General features: G+C 56.3%; 19 protein-coding genes. 7 read left to right on the top strand and 12 right to left on the bottom strand.

The genetic code is table 11. From position 1 onward, the window contains the following. Window positions 1-241: 241 nt before the first annotated feature. Together PSAB_RS01800 and PSAB_RS01795 are read right to left on the bottom strand one after the other, a co-directional pair. Complete coding sequence (locus PSAB_RS01800) at window positions 242-655, bottom strand: GNAT family N-acetyltransferase (RefSeq protein ID WP_025332880.1); 414 nt, start codon at window positions 653-655, stop codon at window positions 242-244. 50 nt (window positions 656-705) lie between these two features. Further along, the gene (locus tag PSAB_RS01795) at window positions 706-1380 is read right to left on the bottom strand and encodes a DUF421 domain-containing protein (protein WP_025332879.1); all 675 of its coding nucleotides are present in this window, start codon (window positions 1378-1380) and stop codon (window positions 706-708) included. Between the two features lie 156 nt (window positions 1381-1536). On the opposite strand from PSAB_RS01795, the gene PSAB_RS01790 reads away from it, so the two are divergent. Next, complete coding sequence (locus PSAB_RS01790; RefSeq protein WP_025332878.1) at window positions 1537-1845, top strand: hypothetical protein; 309 nt, start codon at window positions 1537-1539, stop codon at window positions 1843-1845. A gap of 120 nt (window positions 1846-1965) precedes the next feature. Here the strand turns inward: PSAB_RS01790 and PSAB_RS01785 are convergent, their stop codons facing one another. The 4 genes from PSAB_RS01785 to PSAB_RS01770 form a co-directional block, all read right to left on the bottom strand. Then, window positions 1966-2184, bottom strand: a complete 219-nt coding sequence (locus tag PSAB_RS01785) for a YezD family protein (protein WP_025332877.1) — start codon at window positions 2182-2184, stop codon at window positions 1966-1968. Window positions 2185-2292: 108 nt separating this feature from the next. Continuing rightward, window positions 2293-3156: a sulfate ABC transporter permease subunit CysW gene (gene cysW, locus PSAB_RS01780; protein ID WP_025332876.1), complete on the bottom strand. Its 864-nt coding sequence runs from the start codon at window positions 3154-3156 to the stop codon at window positions 2293-2295. A 35-nt stretch (window positions 3157-3191) separates the two neighbouring features. Beyond that, complete coding sequence (gene cysT, locus PSAB_RS01775; RefSeq protein WP_025332875.1) at window positions 3192-4028, bottom strand: sulfate ABC transporter permease subunit CysT; 837 nt, start codon at window positions 4026-4028, stop codon at window positions 3192-3194. A 78-nt stretch (window positions 4029-4106) separates the two neighbouring features. Further along, window positions 4107-5219, bottom strand: a complete 1113-nt coding sequence (locus PSAB_RS01770; RefSeq protein WP_025332874.1) for a sulfate ABC transporter substrate-binding protein — start codon at window positions 5217-5219, stop codon at window positions 4107-4109. Between the two features lie 311 nt (window positions 5220-5530). Between PSAB_RS01770 and PSAB_RS01765 the strand changes: the two genes are divergently transcribed. Next, window positions 5531-7855: an alpha/beta hydrolase gene (locus tag PSAB_RS01765; RefSeq protein WP_025332873.1), complete on the top strand. Its 2325-nt coding sequence runs from the start codon at window positions 5531-5533 to the stop codon at window positions 7853-7855. 23 nt (window positions 7856-7878) lie between these two features. Here the strand turns inward: PSAB_RS01765 and comX are convergent, their stop codons facing one another. The 3 genes from comX to PSAB_RS01750 all read right to left on the bottom strand — a co-directional run bounded on the left by comX (window position 7879) and on the right by PSAB_RS01750 (window position 10219). Next, complete coding sequence (gene comX / locus PSAB_RS01760) at window positions 7879-8076, bottom strand: competence pheromone ComX (protein WP_025332872.1); 198 nt, start codon at window positions 8074-8076, stop codon at window positions 7879-7881. A 34-nt stretch (window positions 8077-8110) separates the two neighbouring features. After that, complete coding sequence (locus PSAB_RS01755) at window positions 8111-9025, bottom strand: polyprenyl synthetase family protein (protein WP_025332871.1); 915 nt, start codon at window positions 9023-9025, stop codon at window positions 8111-8113. A 141-nt stretch (window positions 9026-9166) separates the two neighbouring features. Beyond that, entirely contained in the window at window positions 9167-10219 is a 1053-nt protein-coding gene (locus PSAB_RS01750; RefSeq protein ID WP_025332870.1) for a lactonase family protein, read from the bottom strand. A gap of 253 nt (window positions 10220-10472) precedes the next feature. Here PSAB_RS01750 and PSAB_RS01745 point away from each other — a divergent pair, with 253 nt between their 5' ends. From PSAB_RS01745 to PSAB_RS01735, 3 genes are all read left to right on the top strand, one after another. Then, the gene (locus PSAB_RS01745; RefSeq protein WP_025332869.1) at window positions 10473-10730 is read left to right on the top strand and encodes a GlsB/YeaQ/YmgE family stress response membrane protein; all 258 of its coding nucleotides are present in this window, start codon (window positions 10473-10475) and stop codon (window positions 10728-10730) included. Window positions 10731-10949: 219 nt separating this feature from the next. After that, complete coding sequence (locus PSAB_RS01740) at window positions 10950-11429, top strand: CcdC family protein (protein WP_025332868.1); 480 nt, start codon at window positions 10950-10952, stop codon at window positions 11427-11429. 315 nt (window positions 11430-11744) lie between these two features. Then, entirely contained in the window at window positions 11745-12698 is a 954-nt protein-coding gene (locus tag PSAB_RS01735) for an L-lactate dehydrogenase (RefSeq protein ID WP_025332867.1), read from the top strand. A gap of 207 nt (window positions 12699-12905) precedes the next feature. On the opposite strand, the gene PSAB_RS01730 is transcribed toward PSAB_RS01735, so the two are convergent. Beyond that, window positions 12906-15164 (bottom strand): heavy metal translocating P-type ATPase, encoded by a 2259-nt coding sequence (locus PSAB_RS01730; RefSeq protein ID WP_038595472.1) that lies wholly within the window; start codon window positions 15162-15164, stop codon window positions 12906-12908. A gap of 193 nt (window positions 15165-15357) precedes the next feature. On the opposite strand from PSAB_RS01730, the gene PSAB_RS01725 reads away from it, so the two are divergent. Both PSAB_RS01725 and PSAB_RS01720 read left to right on the top strand, forming a co-directional pair. Then, complete coding sequence (locus PSAB_RS01725; protein ID WP_025332865.1) at window positions 15358-15900, top strand: helix-turn-helix transcriptional regulator; 543 nt, start codon at window positions 15358-15360, stop codon at window positions 15898-15900. Beyond that, window positions 15881-16645 carry a CPBP family intramembrane glutamic endopeptidase gene (locus PSAB_RS01720; protein ID WP_025332864.1) on the top strand — a complete coding sequence of 255 codons (765 nt, stop codon included), beginning with the start codon at window positions 15881-15883 and terminating at the stop codon, window positions 16643-16645. The genes PSAB_RS01725 and PSAB_RS01720 overlap by 20 nt, the downstream gene beginning before the upstream one ends. Before the next feature lie 69 nt (window positions 16646-16714). Here PSAB_RS01720 and PSAB_RS01715 read toward each other — a convergent pair whose 3' ends face one another. Both PSAB_RS01715 and PSAB_RS01710 read right to left on the bottom strand, forming a co-directional pair. Continuing rightward, a complete protein-coding gene (locus tag PSAB_RS01715) occupies window positions 16715-17080 on the bottom strand; it encodes an ArsR/SmtB family transcription factor (RefSeq protein ID WP_025332863.1) in 366 nt (121 codons plus the stop codon). Window positions 17081-17301: 221 nt separating this feature from the next. Then, on the bottom strand, window positions 17302-18039 hold the full coding sequence (locus PSAB_RS01710; protein ID WP_025332862.1) for an ABC transporter permease: 738 nt from the start codon (window positions 18037-18039) through the stop codon (window positions 17302-17304). Between the last annotated feature and the right edge of the window lie 2 nt (window positions 18040-18041).

Here is an 18041-nt window from a genome sequence, read left to right as displayed (position 1 = left end):
GAATTCCATAGCACCTGCCAGATTTAGATGGAGCTTTTCCCTTTTATCCGCATAGAACCTCGGCTTTGGGGCCAATTAGCTCCGCTTTTTCCGTCTATCTACAATGAACTTGAGATACGATTCCAAGTCCATCTTATATAATCCCCGCTTTTCTTCGCCTCTTCTAAACATTATCGCTTCCCCACATCAACCTACTCGGCTACTCCAAACATCAGCCCCGGTTTGTTCACAAGAAAAAGCTTCAGCGGCGCAAAAACATCCCCTGCGACCCCGGATGTACGGACACAAACCCGAACTTGGCGTACAGCTTCGCCGCTTCCCCGTCTGCGATGAGACTGACATAGGAAGGGACGGGCACCGTATCCAGAAAATCGCGGATTTCTTTCATGATCGCTTTTCCAAGCCCCTGTCCCTGCCGGGAAGGCTTGACGGCAATATCCGTGACTTGAAAGAAGCATCCCCCGTCTCCAATCACCCGTCCCATGCCGATAGTTTCACCGTTTTCTACCAGAGTTACCGCAAACAACGAGCGCGGTAAGCCAATCTCCGCCCCCTCCCGGCTCATCGGACTTAAACCCGCTTCCACCCTTAAGCTTAAATAGTCCTCAAGCGGCGGTGTCCCGCGGCGAATCTCGATCTTGCCTACCTTGTTCATTGTCTCCCCCGTTCCTTTCCCCAAATCGCAATTTATCTAAAGCCCATCTCTCAGGGCTCCATGACAAAAAAGCCTTTGTCTTTGCTCCATTCCACAAAAGCCAAAGCTTCTACGTTCCCGTATCCCTCGTCCCGCAGCCCTTTTTCCAGCCAGGCCCGATCCTTTCCGATTTTCCTCAGGTTGTCCTCCAGAATATCTCCGGCCTCTACGAGCGAATAGACAAAAGACGCCTCCACATGCGGCATCCCCAGGTCTTTCCTTCCCGGCATTTCGTAATCCGGCTTCTTGATCACGCTGAGCGAGCCGTTGTTCTCAAATATAGCATACGCTACTTCCTCCAGCGCAAAAATGTCCTTCTGCCGCAGCATCATCCGCAGCTGTCCGAAATCGAGCCGGTTCCGCTTCATTTCGTTCATGTCGATTTTGCCGTTGCAGATCAGGACGGAGGTTGACCCTTCCAGCGGGGCGCGCATCCGTTTGGCGTGCTGCGTCACTTTTTCGAAAAAATAGGACAATCCCCCCCACAGCACCAGCCCATAGACCAGTTGAAAATAACGCGCATCCTCCTGGTAAATGGTATTGCCAACAATTTCGCTAAGCATTAACGAGGAGACAAAATCGAAGGGGGTCAGCTGAGAAATCTCCTTCTTCCCGAGCAGCCGCGTCATTATCCATAAGCCGATGAAACCGGTAACCAGCTTGATCGTAATTAATTCATAATCCATATGGCGTTCCTCCTGCATGTTAATGACTCTCAACGAGTATTACCCAATTCGCCAAGCGGTTAAAATAACTCCACTCAGGAGGACGGCAACGGACGTAACCTTGTATCACTGCACGTTCTATGGAATAGTAATAATAAGGAAAGGTTGGTGAAGGAGATGTCTCCTTGGGGAAAACTGTTTAAATGGGGCACATTCGCTTACGAGGCTTTTCTGGCGCTTCCGATCATCGGCGGCGCATTCGTACTCGCCCATGCCTGGATGCCGCTTGGAATCGCATTTCTGCTGCATGCCGTTGCCATCGTCGTTCTGTACAATGAGCGGGGGCCCGTCGTCGGCAACGTCATCGGCGTCGTCACGTCCATTGTCGCCTTTATTCCGATCGTCGGTTGGATCATGCACGCCGTAACCGCCCTGGTTCTGCTGTTCGAAGGCATTTCAGCGTCGCGGCGCACACCCCGTTATTAACAAGGCCATATAATCGCAGATAGCGGCCCGCTCCCCTATCCCGGGAGGGGGCCGCTATCTGTCGGTTCCGAAACATTCAATTCAGGTTGCCCGCCCTATGCTTTGCGGGGACTTGCTGAGCTACCCTCGTCCCCCCGCGGCGCGGGCGTCGGAACGCCGGTTTCCGGCTTCCCCGCTGTGCCGTGCCGAAGCGTTCTCGAACCGTTTGCGCTCCGTCCGCTCCATCTGCACGATCTGCCCCTCATGAACCACGATATGCAGGGAGCCGAATTCCATATTGTCCAGAAGTCCCGCAATTCTCTCCAGCCAAATTTCATCCACCTTCAGCGGTTTAGCCATTCACCGTGCCCCCTCTTCATTCGGCAGCGGATTTACCGCTCCATTCATAATTCCTTGCTTTCCAACCACTATACTAAGATTTAAGGTAGCATGCCGTCCTATTATTTGTCAATGACTGGATTTGCGTTCCAGCCAACTTTTAAAGATCATTGTGACCAGCGCCAGCAGCAGAAGCAGCGAGGCCACCGCAAAGGACGCCGAGAACTGGTATTCGTTGTAGAGAATCTCCACATGCAACGGAAGGGTATTGGTCTCCCCCCGGATATGGCCCGACACGACCGATACCGCGCCGAACTCGCCCATCGCCCGCGCATTACACAGAATAATGCCGTACAGCAGGCCCCATTTAATATTGGGAAGCGTCACGCGAAGGAAGATCTGCCATCCCCGGGCGCCCAGTGTAAGGGCCGCTTCCTCCTCTTGAGTGCCCTGGTCCTCCATTAGCGGGATCAATTCGCGGGCCACAAACGGAAACGTGACGAACAGCGTGGCCAGCACGATTCCCGGAACGGCGAAGACGATTTTGATATCATGCGCGTCAAGCCATGGTCCGAACCAGCCGCGCGCACCGAAGACGAGAATAAACACGAGACCGCCGATAACCGGCGAGACGGCAAAGGGAAGATCGATAAGTGTAATAAGTACTCCCTTGCCGCGAAATTTGAACTTTGCTACCGCCCATGCGGCCGCGATGCCGAACACCGTATTCAGCGGCACGGTAATGGCCGCTACCAGAAGAGTCATCCGCAGCGCGGAAGCCGCGTCGGGATCTCTCAGCGCTTCCCAATATACGTTCCAGCCCTGCTTAAGGGCTTCAGTCAGCACAATGACCAGCGGAAGCACGATCAGCCAGAGCAGCACCAGCCCGGCGGCGCCAATCAGAAGCCATTTGATCGCGGGCGATTCGTTCACAGCGGCCGAAGGTGCCGCTGCCTGCCGCCGTCCGGCGCGAAGCGGAACTGTTCCTGCCATCCTTATTCCTCCCTTACATTTTCAGTGTATTAGCTTTAACGCGACGACCTCCGGGTCCAGCGCTGGAGCATATTGATTACAAGAAGCATCAGGAAGGAAATCAGCAAAAGCAGCAGCGCCACGGCTGTCGCTCCGGCATAATCATACTGTTCCAGCTTCGACATGATCAGCAGCGGGGCGATCTCCGTCCGCATCGGCATGTTACCCGAGATGAATACAACCGAACCGTACTCGCCGATCCCCCGGGCAAAGGCCAGAGCAAAACCGGTGAGCAGAGGTGGAACGAGATCCGGCAGAAGCACCTTGCGGAAGATCCGCCAGCGTCCGGCCCCCAGAGTCGCCGCAGCCTCCTCCGTGTCCTTCTCCATATCCTCCAGAACGGGCTGAACGGTGCGTACGACGAAGGGAATCCCGATGAACATCAGCGCCAAAGTAATTCCCAGCGGCGTAAACGCCACTTTGAGGCCGAGGGGCTCAAGCAGTGAGCCGATCCAGCCGTTAGTGGAGTACAGCGCGGTGAGCGATACGCCCGCTACCGCCGTCGGCAGCGCGAACGGCAGATCGATCAGGGCATCGAATATTCTTTTGCCCGGAAACCGGTAGCGCACCAGCACCCATGCCATCAGCAGACCGAACAGAGTGTCCGCAAATGCGGCCGCCGCCGCCGTGGTCAGACTGACCCGGTAGGAAGCGAGGACCCGGGGGTCGCTCGCTACCGACCAAAACTTCGCAAAGTTCAGTCCGGTGGAATTGAACAGCAGCGCCGATAGAGGGATGAGCACTACAAGACTCAAGTATAAAATGCTGTATCCCATCGTCAGGCCAAATCCTGGCAGCACGCCACGCTGTGTTCCTTTAGCAGTGACATTCATCGATTGTTCATCCTTTCTTCGCCTTCGGCTCCGTTTGGCCGATCAGCACCGCACAGCTATTTTGCTTCAATTGATCCCTTATTTGCCCGGTACGTAGATCTTGTCGAAGACGCCGCCGTCGTTAAAGTGCTTCTCCTGAGTCTCTTTCCACGTGCCGAATTTGTCGGCCAGCGTGAAGAGCTTGATGTCCGGGAACTTGTCTTTGAATTGCTCCTTGACGCTGTCAAGCGTCGGACGGTAGTAGTTCTCTGCGGCGATTTTTTGTCCTTCTTCAGTGTACAGATATTTCAGATAGGCATCGGCTACCTCGCGGGTGCCCTTCTTGTCAACCACTTTGTCAACCACGGCTACCGGAGGCTCGGCCAAAATACTCTCAGAAGGATAGACAATATCGAATTTATCCTTGCCCAGCTCGTTCACGGACAGGTAAGCTTCGTTCTCCCAAGCGAGCAGCACATCGCCGATTCCGCGCTCTACGAAGGTTGTTGTCGAACCGCGTGCTCCGGTATCCAGTACGGGCACATGCGTATACAGGTTCTTGACGAACTCTTGAGCCTTGGCTTCGTCATTATTGTTATGATCCAGCGCATAGCCCCAAGCGGCCAGGTAATTCCAGCGTGCTCCGCCCGAGGTCTTCGGATTCGGAGTGATAACCTCTACGCCGTCCTTCAGCAGATCCGGCCAGTCCTTGATGCCTTTCGGATTTCCTTTGCGAACGAGGAATACGATGGTCGAGGTGTAAGGAGAGCTGTTATGCTCATATTTGCTCTGCCAGCCTTCATTGATCAGACCCGCCTTTTGCAGCGCATCGATATCGTATCCGAGGGCCAGCGTTACGACGTCGGCTTCCAGACCGTCCTGTACGGCGCGGCTTTGCTTGCCGGAACCGCCATGCGACTGCTTGATCGTTACCTTCTGTCCGTTCTCTTTTTCCCAATATGCGGCAAAAGCTTTGTTATAGTTCTCGTACAATTCACGCGTAGGATCGTAGGAGACGTTCAGCAGCTCCACCGGCTCCTTCGATTGGGTTGGGGCAGCCGAAGCCGCAGGCGCTGTGCTGGCCGACGCCGCAGGCGCGGCAGAAGATGCCGCTCCGTTCTCTGCACTGTTATTGCTTCCGCAAGCGGTCAGACCCGCCGTCAGCAGCAGTGTAAATCCTGTTAACAATCCCTTTTTCAAGCCTTTTCTCATTTCAATTCACTCCCCCGTTTTGAATAGACCCGTTAATAAAGACAGAGGAAACCCGTTTGCCCGCAAACCGCTAACAGCAGCTGCGTTCCTTGCCGCGGATTCCTCTGTATGTACGGCAAGTATAAATTTTTATTATTCCTACCTAAATAGTAGGTTATGAACATATAATAATGACCTCCCGTCTACTTGTCAACCATTTATTTCGCATGCCAAATCCTGCAAGTCCCCTTGTCAGACTTAAGGCAAACAGACTATGATGGCTACATCTTATTGGAGTAACCGCAGGCTGGGAGTGCCGGGGGGAGATGAGAATGGAATTACAATTGGGACGCCCGCCCGTGCCGGAAAGACCCGGGGGGCTCAGAACCGTTATTCATACACTGGGGCGCAGAATAAACGAAACTTACCGTTTCGACACGTTAATATGGCGTACAGGCATTGCCGGGCCATGGATGGCAAGCTTCGCAGCGGTTGCGGCCGCGATGCTTGGAAGTCCGACCGGGCTTGGCAAGCCGGCGGATCTGCTGCTGGCCGCGGGAATCGCCACAGCTCTGCTGGCTGCCGCCGGCCATCTCGCCGCTGCGCTGTTTGCGCTTGCGGGTCTGCGGCTTCCGCGCCTGTTCACAGGCTGTCTGCTCGGCAGCGCGGGAATCGTCATGGTCATTCTCTGCAATGCCCATGTCGCTCCCGCCGCCTCTGCCGTCATCGCGGGAGCCGCCGCGGCACTCGGCGCGCTGGCCGGCGCCGCCGCCGGTCTTGTGCGGACGGGGAGAATCGTGCCGGGACTGCTGCTCCTGGCGGCATTGTCCTCCCTTCCGTTCATTCCGGCCGGCGGATTTCCGCTTCCGGACGCAGCCGACCGGGACAGTACGGAAGCAGGCGTCCTTGCTGCAGACACCGGCGCTTCCGCAGCAGTTGTTAAGCTTGCAGCAGCCAATCCGGGAGCACCGGGCGCGTATGCCTACCGGAGCTTCACTTATGCCGGCGGAAGCGACCGGCACCGCGCCGAATACGGGAAAGCGGCGGCGGTCCTTTCTTCTTCGGTGAACGCTTCTTCCTATATAAAGAAGTGGCCCCCGCTGCGCAAGCTGTTCTGGGGCTTCGGTCCGGAATCGCTGCCGCTCAACGGGCGGGTATGGATGCCCGAGGGAAACGGCCCTTTTCCGCTTGTGCTGATTGTGCACGGCAATCATATGATGGAGGACTTCTCCGACGGAGGCTATGCCTACCTCGGAGAACTGCTGGCCAGCCGGGGCTTTATTGCCATTTCGCTGGACGAGAACTTTCTGAATTATTCCGTCTGGTCCGGCATACCGGAGGAGGACTACAAGCTGCGCGCCTGGATGATTCTGAAGCATCTGGAGCAGCTTGCCGGTTTCTCGGATAAGCCGGGCAACCCGTTTTATAACAAAATCGACTTTGCCGAAACGGCGCTGATCGGGCACAGCCGCGGCGGTCAGGCTGTCGCCATGGCGGCGGATGCCCAGCGCTGGTTCAAAGGCGATCCCGTATTGGAAACGGTCAGCCGGTTCCATATTTCGGCGGTGGCCGCGCTGGCTCCTACCGACCAGACGGTCGGCGGCGGGCAGGCCCGTCTTCGGGACATCAGCTATATGACCCTTCAGGGAGCGCGGGACGGGGATGTGCATGATTTCTACGGAGACCGGCAGTATAACCGTTCGGTGTATTCCGGCCATACGGATGCGTTCAAGACTTCGCTGTATATCGGGGATGCGAATCACAGCCAGTTCAACAGCGACTGGGGCATGTACGATCTGGCGTTTCCGACCGGATTGTTCCTGAGCCGAAGCCGCATCATGGATGGAGAAGAGCAGCGGCAGATCGCCAAGGTGTATATCTCCGCTTTTCTGGAGGCGGCGCTGCACGGAAGGAAGGAGTATGCCGGACTGTTCCGGGATTATCGCCGCGGACTGGAGTGGCTTCCCAAGGAGACTTCCTACTTCAACCGCTATCAGGATGGCGGATTCAGAGGCATCGCGGACTTCGAAGAGGACCGGGACAAGACGACGGCGGGCCAAATCGGCACCATATCGGCGGCCGGACTGCACTTCACCGAGGAGACGGCCAAAGACCGCGAGGGAGAAGGCAAAGGGACGTTCGGGGCATTTCTGGAACGCGGGGCGGATGACACCGGAGAAGCCTTCTACCGAATTTCGTTGAAGGCTGGACCGGCCGCGGACGCCGCGCTCTACGGAGCGGATGGCCTTTCCTTCTCCATGGCCAATCGCAACGCGGGTTCAGGCTCCGGCTTGGCGCCGCAGGTGGAGGTCGAACTTGCCGACCGATCGGGCAATAAGGCGCGGCTGCCGCTGACAGCGGTAATGCCGCCCCTGCCGCTGCCCAAGACGCAGTTCGCCCGGACAGCCTGGCTGGAGAAGCGGATCAGCGACGGCAAATACGGCAAGCCCTCGGAAGCGGTCTTTCAGACGTATGAGCTGTCGTTCAGCCTGTTCCGGGAGAAGAATCCTTCCTTCAATCCGGCGCAGCTCGCGCAGATCGCTTTCTATCTGCTCGGCGGCACAGACGCCGTTATGCTTGACGATATCGGTCTTTATTCGAGCGGAACTCATCCTTCCCTCATACAAACAGCCTTAATCCGAAATGAACCGGATTAAGGCTGTTTGCTAAATCCTGCGGATTAGAACGCCGCTTGCGCTTTGACGGTATCCCAGGCTCCGAGCTGCGGTTCCTTGCCAAATCCATTTCTGTCCCCCAATGCAGCAAGCAATGCTCTATGCTCCACTTCGCTGACTCCAGCGAGTTCAAACTGGCCGTTCTGCAAACGATGGGCTGCTGCGGGATCTTTCATCAATACTTGAATGATTTCCTTTAACATGGACAATTCCCCCAATCGATGATTTCGCTCCGGTCTATTCGGACAGGGCGATGATACGGTTCTTCCAGTGAGCGTCAATCTCCAGCTTGTCTACCAACTGCAAATAATTGTAGCCATGCGTTCTCATCCGAACAGAAGTATAGAGAAAAGTGCCCGTCCGCTCTATAGCTCTTTCGAATTCCTCCCGGCGGTGACTGATCTCCTCCGCCTTGAGGCGTCCCTCAAAGTAGTCCGCTATCCATTGATCCTCTTCCGCGATAAACTGAAGCAGATACAGGGTGGACAGCGTCTTCTTGCGGTTCTTAAAATCGCTTCTTTCCCAGTCCAGGAGATCACGGATATCATTCTTGATCTGATCGGCGATGCCAAGCTCTTCGGCATAATCCCTGACCCGCTCGTTCCACTCGCCGGTGGCCAGCAGCGTGCCGATCATACAGGCGGCCACCACAAATCCGGCCGACTTTTGCTTAACCATGCGGAGATAGTCCTCTTCGCTCCCGATATCGTTGAGCAGATCCGTCGTTTGTCCATTAATCGCCGCAAGGGTCTGGGTGTTCAGAAATTGCACAGCCTTGTGAACCACTTCCATAGGGAAATCGCCGGTAAGCATCATCTGCTGGGAAACGAGCGTCAGCCCAAAGGCAATGTTGAGCACCATTTCCGGACTCATCCGGCTCCATGCCGTCAAGCTGTTGTCCTTGTCCTGAAGATCGTCGATGATATCCGCGCTGAGGATCATCAGTTCAACTGCTGCGGCCGCCCGATAAATGGCATGCCCCGTACCGCCGAATGCATGGAAGTGAAGCACGGTCAGCTTGCTGAACGGCAGCTTCCCCCTCAGCTTCTCTTCGACACAGGCCATGGCCTGCTCGTACAAATGCGGTTCGACAAAATAGGCGCGCAGGCCTTCCCCGATTTCCTTACCCACCGATTCCGCAAAATCGTCCATCCTATCCCCCTTATTATCAGATATGGAAAGCGACAAGGATCTTGTCAGGAATACATATTCGCCCTTTCTTTTCCATATCCTTCAATATTTTTGCAGCCTGATAAAAAAATTTTTCGACATGCCGCAGCAGCCGGCAGACGGTTATTTCAGCGGCGCAATGCATACCGGCGAAGGCACTTCCAGCTCATAGCCCGTCGGAATCAGCCTGCCGTTCTCACCGTCGATTGTAAACGACGTAATGTTGCCGCTATTCTGATTGGCCGCCAGCAGTAGGTCTCCGGCAATGGCGAAATTGCGCGGCACCCGCCCGCCGGTGCTCTGCCAATCCATCGCCTTCGGCAACCCGGAGCTTTCATCGATATGGAACAGCACGATGCTGTCATGCCCGCGGTTGGATACGTACAGAAATCTGCCGCATGCCGAGATATGGATATCGGCCGCGGTATCGCCGCTTCCCGCGGCGTACTGCTCCGGCAGGGTGGACAGATGCCCGAGCACTTCAAGTTCCCCGGATTGCCCGCCTACGGCAAATACCGTTACGGTACAATTCAGCTCATTCGCGCAGTACAGCCACTTGCCGCTCGGATGGAATACCAGATGCCGGGGGCCGGCACCTTTCGGAAGCACCGCTTCATGGTGCCTTGCCAGTTCTCCATTCTCATAAAAGTAGCTCACGATCCGGTCGATACCGAGATCGCAGACCAGCACCCGCCTTCCGCTGCTCGCCGGGGTTACGGAATGAGGATGCGGCGCTTCCTGCCGGTCTTGACGGAAGCCCTTGCCGGCATGCCTCACCTGAGAGGACATTTCCCCGAGCGAACCGTCTTCCTTCACGGGGAAGGCATTGACGTTGCCTCCGGAATAGTTGGAGACAAACACATAATCCCCTTCCGGACTGACGGAGACGTAGCAGGGTGCTCCGCCCTCTGTCCGCCGGCTGCCGAGCAGGGACAGCTCCTTCGTTTCGGGATCGACGGTGAAGGCGCTGACCTCTCCGTCCTCTTTTTCGCTGGCGGCATACAGCACATTCTCTGCGCGGTTCAACGTTATGTATGACGGATTCTCGATTCCCGCAGTCCCCCGGATAATCCTCATTTCTCCGCTGCCGGGATTCAGCCCGCATAAGTAAATGGACGGATGCTCTGCAGAGCTGTAAGTTCCGACATAAAACAACATTTCATCTGGACGTTTCACGGCAGCATCTCCTTTTGTAGCAAGTGTGGGATTCAGCATGATCCGAAAGCTCTAAGGGAGCGGATCTCCACCCTTTATTACCCTTTCCCAAGGGAAAATTACCCGGTTTTCCGGACATTTTTTTCCGCTTCAACTATTGGCTATGACGGCCTTCCTTCCTGCATTTCGTCAAAATTTGACACCTGATTTAAACCTTCCGCACAAGGTTAATAGTTAGCATCCAAGACAATAAACTTAAAGGAGCTGAAGCAAAATGAGTTTCATTTGGATGCTTATTGTCGGCGGTATCATCGGTTGGCTGGCAGGTCTGATTATGGGCAGAGATATTCCGGGAGGCATTATCGGCAACATTATTGCGGGTATCCTCGGTTCTTGGCTGGGCGGTTTCCTTGGCGATTGGGGCCCTAAAGTCAGCGACTTCTACGTTCTGCCGTCCCTGATCGGAGCCATCGTTCTGATTGCGATTGTCAGTCTGGTCATGCGTTCCATGGGCGGACGAACCCGTTCCTGATCCTTTACCTTTTGAAGCCGCGCGTTTGACGCGAAGCTTATAACGACTTATATTTCAATCAGCCGCTCGGTTTGCCGCCGGGCGGTTTTTTGCCATACATACTCCTGCTTCGGCGCTCTCTCGCCTAAGGGCGGGCGTTTAGGCGACCCGGAGCATTTCTGTTATAATATGTGCATAACGCGCGCAATCTACTATTTTTTTCAGAGAGGAACGTGAATCATGGGCAGCATCAATCCGTCGTTTCTGCATATCGGCTCCACCGTGGGCGCGCTGCTTATGGCGCTAATGGTTATTTTTATCCGATTAAAGGCGAGCGACCGCCCCGTTACCATCCGCAAAATCCTCATTCCGCCGCTGGGCATGTCAACCGGCTTCTTCATGTTCGTCGTTCCCGAGGTCAGAGTTTCCCTGTGGTGGGCGCTTGCCGCTTTTCTTGCGGGATGGTTCATATTCGCTTATCCGCTTATAAAGACAACCACCTTTCATGAAAAAGAAGGGCTTATTTACGCCCAACGCTCCAAAAGCTTCATCCTTGTTCTGCTCGGACTGCTTCTGGTGCGCACGCTGCTGCATGAATTCATCGACCGCTACATCTCGATTCCGCAGTCGGGCGGGCTGTTCTTCATTCTGGCGTTCGGCATGATCGTGCATTGGAGAGTGTTCATGCTCAGGAGGTACAGTTCGCTCGTTCCGCAGTAAGCACGGGTTTCGCAGAAACCTCTCCCGCTCTGCCGTGGGATTTCAGCTCCGCCTTTGACCCAAGGCCGCGTCCCTCCGAGGAGAGGCGCTGCTGCCCTATATGCAATCATCGTCCGCATGCTGGCCATGCGGTTTTTTTGCATCTTTTTTCTTAGGGAAGGTTCCTGCAAAAAAGCAAACGGCGAAAGGAACGCATGTACCTTTTTTCACCCATGTCAGGTAACTTACCCACGAATGAGGTAAAATAAAAATACGGACCGAGTCTTTTGACATTGAAGACTTTGCGCACTTTAAGGAGAGAGCGAGGATGGGCTAATGAAAAGCAAATCAAGAAAAGTGGCGATCGTCGGTTCCGGGAATGTCGGCTCCAGCTGCGCCTATTCCATGGTCAATCAGGCGATTTGCGATGAAATCATGATGGTGGACCGCACCTACGACCGCGCGATGGCTCAGGCGCTGGATCTTTCGCATTGTGTGGATTTTATGGGTACCAGGACCAAAGTATACGCCGGGACGGCAAGCGACTGCGCCGGCATGGATATCGTAATCTTGACGGCGGGAGCCAATCCGAAGCCTGGACAGACGCGGCTGGACGTGCTCGACGACGCAGCGACCATCACCCGAAGCATTGTAACTCCGATCGTGGAGAGCGGGTTCGACGGCATTTTTGTCATCGCGGCCAACCCCGTTGATATCGTGACTTATCTCGTCTGGCAAATATCCGGATTTCCGCGCCACCGGGTCATCGGGACGGGAACGTCCATCGATTCGGCACGGCTGAAGACGCTGTTGTCCGAGGTGTTCTCCATCGATCCCCGCAGCGTGAATGGCTACGCACTTGGCGAGCACGGCGAATCGCAGTTTGTGGCCTGGTCGCATGTGACGATTGGCGGCAAGCCGATTCTGCACATTCTGGAGCAGCACCGCGAGCGGTTCAAGCATCTGGACCTCAGCGATATCGCCCGCAAGACAAAGGATGCCGGATGGGAGATCTTTACCCGCAAGGGCTCGACCCATTTCGGGATCGGCAGCGCGCTGGCGTATATCGCCCGGTCGATTCTGAACGACGAGCATAAAATCATTGCCGTTTCTGCCATTCTGGACGGAGAGTACGGGCAGAATGGCACCTGTACGGGCGTGCCCGCCATCATTGCCGGCGACGGCATTCAGGAGCTGCTGGAGCTGAACCTGAATGAGGAGGAGTCCGCCAAATTCACCAATTCCTGCGACATTATCCGCCGCGGCATCGAGAGTGTGAGCCTGAACTAAAAAGCTTCCGCGCTCGACTGGGCCGAGCCGGGGAAAGCCCCGCAAACATGCCGAAGTGTCCCAAAGTCCAGAAGGGGGGCTTCGTACACCAAGGCTGGCTGGAGCGGAATGAACCAAACAGTATGCGCCAAACAGTATGCGCCAAATAAGAAACCGCCTGATATGGATTGAGATATCCGTATCAGGCGGTTTGTTCTTTCGCGGCTCTTATCCCCGCGCTCCATCTGCGGAAGCCGGCGCGCGAAGGGCCCGCATGCTGTTAAGCACCGCAAGCACCGTCACGCCGACATCGGAGAAGACCGCTTCCCACATCGTCGCAATGCCGAACGCTCCAAGCAGCAGAAAGACCGCCTTGATTCCGAGCGCGAACCAAATATTCTGCCAGACAATCGTCCGGGTCTGGCGGGCGATGCCGATGGCCGCTGCAATCTTGGACGGCTCGTCGGTCATAATGACGATGTCCGCCGCCTCGATGGCGGCATCCGATCCCAGCCCGCCCATGGCAATCCCGACATCCGCCCTGGCCAGCACGGGCGTATCGTTGATGCCGTCGCCGACAAAGGCGATTTTCTCCCGGCCCGTCTTCTCCGACTCCAGCCGCTCGATTCTTTCCACCTTGTCCTGGGGAAGCAGCTCGGCGTGGATTTCGCCGACGCCCAGCCGCTTGCCCACATCCTCGGCCACTGCCAAAGCGTCGCCGGTGAGCATCACCGTCTTCCGGACGCCGATTTGGCGAAGAGCGGTCAGCGCCCGGACGGCATCCTCCTTGATTTCATCGGCGATGACAAGGCTTCCGGCATATTGGCCGTCCACGGCCAGATGCACGATGGTGCCCGCCCCGCCCGGCTGCCGGAAGGCGATGCCTTCCCGCTCCATCAGCCGAGCGTTCCCGGCGAGCACGGTCCGGCCTTCGACGGCCGCCCGAATGCCGTGGCCGGAAATTTCACGGTAGTCAGAGACGGAATTCCCGGCAATGCTTCCGCCGTAGGCCGCAACGATCGATTCGGCGATCGGGTGGCCGGAATGGCTCTCCGCATAGGCGGCCAGCCGCAGCAGTTCGTCCTCCGTCATCCCCTCCGCCGGATAGATACCCGTGACCTTGAACTGGCCTTTGGTCAGCGTGCCCGTTTTGTCGAACACGACGGTCTTGACGTCGTTCAGTGCCTCCAGGTAGTTGCTTCCTTTGACCAGGATGCCGCTTCGCGAAGCTGCTCCGATGCCGCCGAAGAAGCCGAGCGGAATCGACACAACGAGCGCGCAAGGACAAGAGATGACGAGGAAGACCAGCGCCCGGTAAATCCAGTCGGAGAAGGTCGCTCCAGGGATCAGCAGGGGAGGAACCACGGCCAGCAGCGCGGCCGTAATGACGACAACGGGTGTATACCCGCGGGCAAAACGGGTAATGAAGTTCTCGGTCTTGGCCTTGTTGTTCGACGCATTCTGCACCAGCTCCAGAATTTTGGAGACCGCGGATTCCGCAAACGTCTGGGTGACTCTTACGGCGACGACGCCGTTTTTGTTAATAAACCCGCTCAGCACCGTGCTTCCCGGCTCGGCTGAACGCGGCACCGATTCGCCCGTCAGCGCCGAGGTGTCCATCATCGCGCTCCCCTCAATCACCGTGCCGTCGAGCGGAACCTTCTCGCCCGGCTGGACGACGATAATCTCCCCGATCTTTACCTGCCCGGGAGGAACGATCTCCGTCTCATCCCCGATCCGCAGGCGCGCCGTTTCCGGCCGGATGTCCATCAGCGCCGTGATGGAACGCCGGGAACGGTTCACCGCCAGCCCCTGGAACAGCTCGCCGACCTGGTAGAACAGCATAACGGCAACGCCTTCCGGGTACTGGCCGATCGCGAACGCCCCAATGGTCGCCAGCGCCATCAGGAAGTTCTCGTCGAAGACCTGCCCCCGTACGATATTTCTCGCGGCCTGCCAGACTACATTTCCGCCCGCCGCCAGGTAAGCAAGCAGGAAGAGGCCAAACTCCAGGTAACCGCCGGCAGGAATCAGATATGCGGCAGCGGCCAGCGCCGCGCCGATCCCGAGGCGCAGCAGCGTTCGCAGCGTCTCTCCCTCGCCATGGCTGTGCGAGTGCCCGTGCGCGTGGCTGTCCGCGAGAGCATGCCCGTGTTCATGCGGAGCGGCATGGTCATGATTATGGTCGTGCCCGGATTCACGGGCCTCTGCGTCATGCGTATGGGGGCGGGAAAGCGCCGCTGCGCCGCCGGCGTTTTTTTCCAGCAGCCGCACATGAGGTTCCATTGAAGTCACGGTCCGCTCGACCTGCGCGATGCCGGTATCCGGAAAGCTTTCGTCCGTTTCCATCGTCAGCGTCTTCGTCGCAAAATTGACCGAACAGGAAGCGACTCCTTCCAACTTGCTCACCTTATTCTCAATTTTCATCGCACAGTTCGCGCAGTCCAGACCTTCCAATATCCATTGGCGTTTGACCGTCGGCTCCATCGTACTCAAACTCTCCAGCCCCTTCCGTAACGCTTACGATTAATATATGAGCAACTGTTCATATGTTCTTATCGCCATTATATTCCTCATCTTCACTGGATGTCAATCGGTAATGGACACTTGACGGCGATGAAATTTCGGGTAGAATAAATATATCAACTAGATATATCTAAACGATATAAAGAGGTGCGATATGCTCGAATATGTTCTCTTGGGAATGCTGATGGAAGGCCAAATGAGCGGCTATGATTTGAAGAAGACGATCGACAGCACAGTCGGGCATTTCTATGCGGCAAGCTTCGGGAGCCTTTATCCCGCTTTGAAGCGGCTGGCGGACAAGGGGTATGTATCCGTGTTTGAAACCGCGGACAGCAAGAACAAGAAGCTGTACTCCCTGCTGCCCGAAGGGAAAGAAGTGTTTCTCAAATGGCTGGAGGAGCCGCAGACGGCAAGCCGCGAGCAGCTTATCCGGATTTTCTTTTTCGATTATTTGGATAAGGATGTCCGGTTGCGGCGTCTGCAGGAGTACCTGTATACCGCCGAGCATGAGCTTCACGCGCTGGAAGCCGTGCAGTCCATAGTGGCCAAGGAACTGGCCGGGATAGAGCACCCGGAAGACTATTATTACCGTGTGTCGGTGCTCGGATATGGCCTTAGCCATATACGGATGCAGAAGCAGTGGATCAAGGATATTATGGAGAGGAAGGATTTAGGACATGTCAAATCAGGAAGTTAAACGGACCTTTTCACAGAAACACCCCGTGCTCGCCGTCGTGATTATTGAAGCGCTGCTGTTCCTTGCCGTATTTGCGGCCGGAGCTTACGCAACGATCAGGCAGCTCAGCGTAAACGCGCCGGTGCTGATCTCCTTCATTCCGATTGCGGTGGTACTTGCCATTTATTTTTCCGTAAAAAAGAAATGGGGGTTCTACGGGTTTCGCAGTCTGCGCAGCATTCCCAAACCGGATCTGGTATATTATGCGCCGCTGCTGGCTGTGCTCGCCATAAACGCCCTGAAGGGCTTCCGGCCGATTTCCGTCTCCGAGGTACTGTTCTATCTCCTGTTCACCCTGCTAGTGGGGTTCGTCGAGGAGAGCATTTACCGCGGCTTGATTCTGAACATTCTGCTGCCCAAGGGAGTCAAAACGGCCGTTCTCACTTCATCCATCCTGTTCGCCGTCACCCATATTCTGCGGGTTCTTTCCGGGCAGAGCGCATTTCAGACTGTCCTCCAAATCGTCTATGCCCTGCTGATCGGCGGCGCTCTGGCCCTTCTGATGGTTCGGGGCCGCAATATTTGGCCGCTCATCCTGTTTCACTTTCTACATAACTTCATCCAGTTTGTCGGCAACGACAACAGCGACGCCTACCTCGGCTACGACCTGGCGATTCTGGCATTTCTTGCGTTGTACTGCATATGGCTGGCTCTGAGCTTGAAAAAAACGCCCGTTCCCACAACGACGGAACAAAGCTTCAACTAAATAGGCAGTTAGGCGAAAAAACGGCAGGAGACGAAAAGTCTCCTGCCGTTTGGCTTAGGGGTGTGCCATCTATTCATGTCGGATATGCTCGTGCGTCTGCAGGAAAATCTGCTCGACATGCGCGTCATTCAGTGAATAATATACGGTCTTGCCTTCCTTCCGCCGCTTCACGATCCGCAAATTCCGCAAATAGCGAAGCTGGTGGGACACCGCCGACTGGCCCATGTCCAAAATAGTCGACAAGTCATGCACGCACAGCTCCTGACGGGACAATGCGTAAATCAGCCTGACCCTTGTCGGATCGCCGAGCGCCTTGAACAGCTCCGCCATCTTGTCGGTCGTCGTCCTTTCCGGCAGGGTCAACCGGATATGCTCGAGCGAAGTCTCCGAGCCGTTACAGGTATTGTCGCATTCTTCGATAGCCGCCGGTTTCATCTGCTTCGCCTCCTTGCGGCAAGGTCCTTGTCGTGTCGCTTCCGGCTGCCGCATTCTTAGACCATTATAAGAAAAAAAGAGGGCAAATGTCCATCGGCCGGACCTGACGGGCTGTGGCCGAAGGCCTGTTCTGCTGCCGGGCGAAACGGCGGAGACGGCAAAAGGACAGGCTCAAGGCCGCCATCCAAGCGGGTTGTGCTTTACCGGCCTGATCCTGCGGGTCACACCGCTTTGCGCCGGAAAGACAGCAGGCCCGCTGCAAGAAACAGGGCGAAGCTGCCCAGCACGACGATCAACAGGCTCTTAAGCGGCAGATTGAACGCTCCGTACCCCGCCTGCCCATGCGGAATCATGGCCAACATCGGCTGTACCCACGGGTAATACGGGCCATAGGTCGCTGAGTTCGCAATCAAAATATTGGGCACCGTGAAGCTGACGTTCAGCGCGAGCGGCGCGGCGAAGCTGCTCCACGCCTGGGAAACGGCCAGCTGGAGCGCGGCCAGCGGCAGACAGGCCGTCCAGCTTGCCGCGCAGGCTCCCAGGATCATCTCCCATGGAACGGGAGTCCCGATTCCCCGGAACACCCCTGTTCCAATCACCGCAGCTGCGAAGATGACCTGGGTAGCCGCCAGTAGAACAGCCGCCATTGCGAACTTGGCGAGGTATACAGCGGTCCGTGAAACCGGCAGCGCCAGCAGCGCCTTCCAGCCGCCGTCCAGATGCTCGTGGCGGCACAGCATAGCGGTGTACAGGCCGGACAGGATCGGCAGAAATAAGGCGGCGTGAAGCATCGACATGACGGCGAGCAGAACGGTCCAGTCCGGCTTTCCTCCGGCCGGGGAGGAGGCGAACATCCCGATCAGCACCGCCGCAGCGGGGCTCGCCGGGACAAGCAGCCAAATATAAGAACCGGACAGCTTCAGCCTTTCGGCCGACCATATTCTCAGGAACATCTTCATGC

It is taken from the genome of Paenibacillus sabinae T27, assembly GCF_000612505.1.
Classification (GTDB): Bacteria; Bacillota; Bacilli; order Paenibacillales; family Paenibacillaceae; genus Paenibacillus_AQ; species Paenibacillus_AQ sabinae.
Note: the sequence above shows the minus strand (reverse complement) of the source record. Positions and strands in the feature narration are given on the sequence as shown.

Bases quoted from the DNA above. Each gene is read 5' to 3' on its own strand.
- PSAB_RS01800 (WP_025332880.1), bottom strand. From the start codon at position 655: ATGAACAAGGTAGGCAAGATCGAGATTCGCCGCGGGACACCGCCGCTT.
- PSAB_RS01795 (WP_025332879.1), bottom strand. From the start codon at position 1,380: ATGGATTATGAATTAATTACGATCAAGCTGGTTACCGGTTTCATCGGC.
- PSAB_RS01790 (WP_025332878.1), top strand. From the start codon at position 1,537: ATGTCTCCTTGGGGAAAACTGTTTAAATGGGGCACATTCGCTTACGAG.
- PSAB_RS01785 (WP_025332877.1), bottom strand. From the start codon at position 2,184: ATGGCTAAACCGCTGAAGGTGGATGAAATTTGGCTGGAGAGAATTGCG.
- cysW (WP_025332876.1), bottom strand. From the start codon at position 3,156: ATGGCAGGAACAGTTCCGCTTCGCGCCGGACGGCGGCAGGCAGCGGCA.
- cysT (WP_025332875.1), bottom strand. From the start codon at position 4,028: ATGAATGTCACTGCTAAAGGAACACAGCGTGGCGTGCTGCCAGGATTT.
- PSAB_RS01770 (WP_025332874.1), bottom strand. From the start codon at position 5,219: ATGAGAAAAGGCTTGAAAAAGGGATTGTTAACAGGATTTACACTGCTG.
- PSAB_RS01765 (WP_025332873.1), top strand. From the start codon at position 5,531: ATGGAATTACAATTGGGACGCCCGCCCGTGCCGGAAAGACCCGGGGGG.
- comX (WP_025332872.1), bottom strand. From the start codon at position 8,076: ATGTTAAAGGAAATCATTCAAGTATTGATGAAAGATCCCGCAGCAGCC.
- PSAB_RS01755 (WP_025332871.1), bottom strand. From the start codon at position 9,025: ATGGACGATTTTGCGGAATCGGTGGGTAAGGAAATCGGGGAAGGCCTG.
- PSAB_RS01745 (WP_025332869.1), top strand. From the start codon at position 10,473: ATGAGTTTCATTTGGATGCTTATTGTCGGCGGTATCATCGGTTGGCTG.
- PSAB_RS01740 (WP_025332868.1), top strand. From the start codon at position 10,950: ATGGGCAGCATCAATCCGTCGTTTCTGCATATCGGCTCCACCGTGGGC.
- PSAB_RS01735 (WP_025332867.1), top strand. From the start codon at position 11,745: ATGAAAAGCAAATCAAGAAAAGTGGCGATCGTCGGTTCCGGGAATGTC.
- PSAB_RS01730 (WP_038595472.1), bottom strand. From the start codon at position 15,164: ATGGAGCCGACGGTCAAACGCCAATGGATATTGGAAGGTCTGGACTGC.
- PSAB_RS01725 (WP_025332865.1), top strand. From the start codon at position 15,358: ATGCTCGAATATGTTCTCTTGGGAATGCTGATGGAAGGCCAAATGAGC.
- PSAB_RS01720 (WP_025332864.1), top strand. From the start codon at position 15,881: ATGTCAAATCAGGAAGTTAAACGGACCTTTTCACAGAAACACCCCGTG.
- PSAB_RS01715 (WP_025332863.1), bottom strand. From the start codon at position 17,080: ATGAAACCGGCGGCTATCGAAGAATGCGACAATACCTGTAACGGCTCG.
- PSAB_RS01710 (WP_025332862.1), bottom strand. From the start codon at position 18,039: ATGAAGATGTTCCTGAGAATATGGTCGGCCGAAAGGCTGAAGCTGTCC.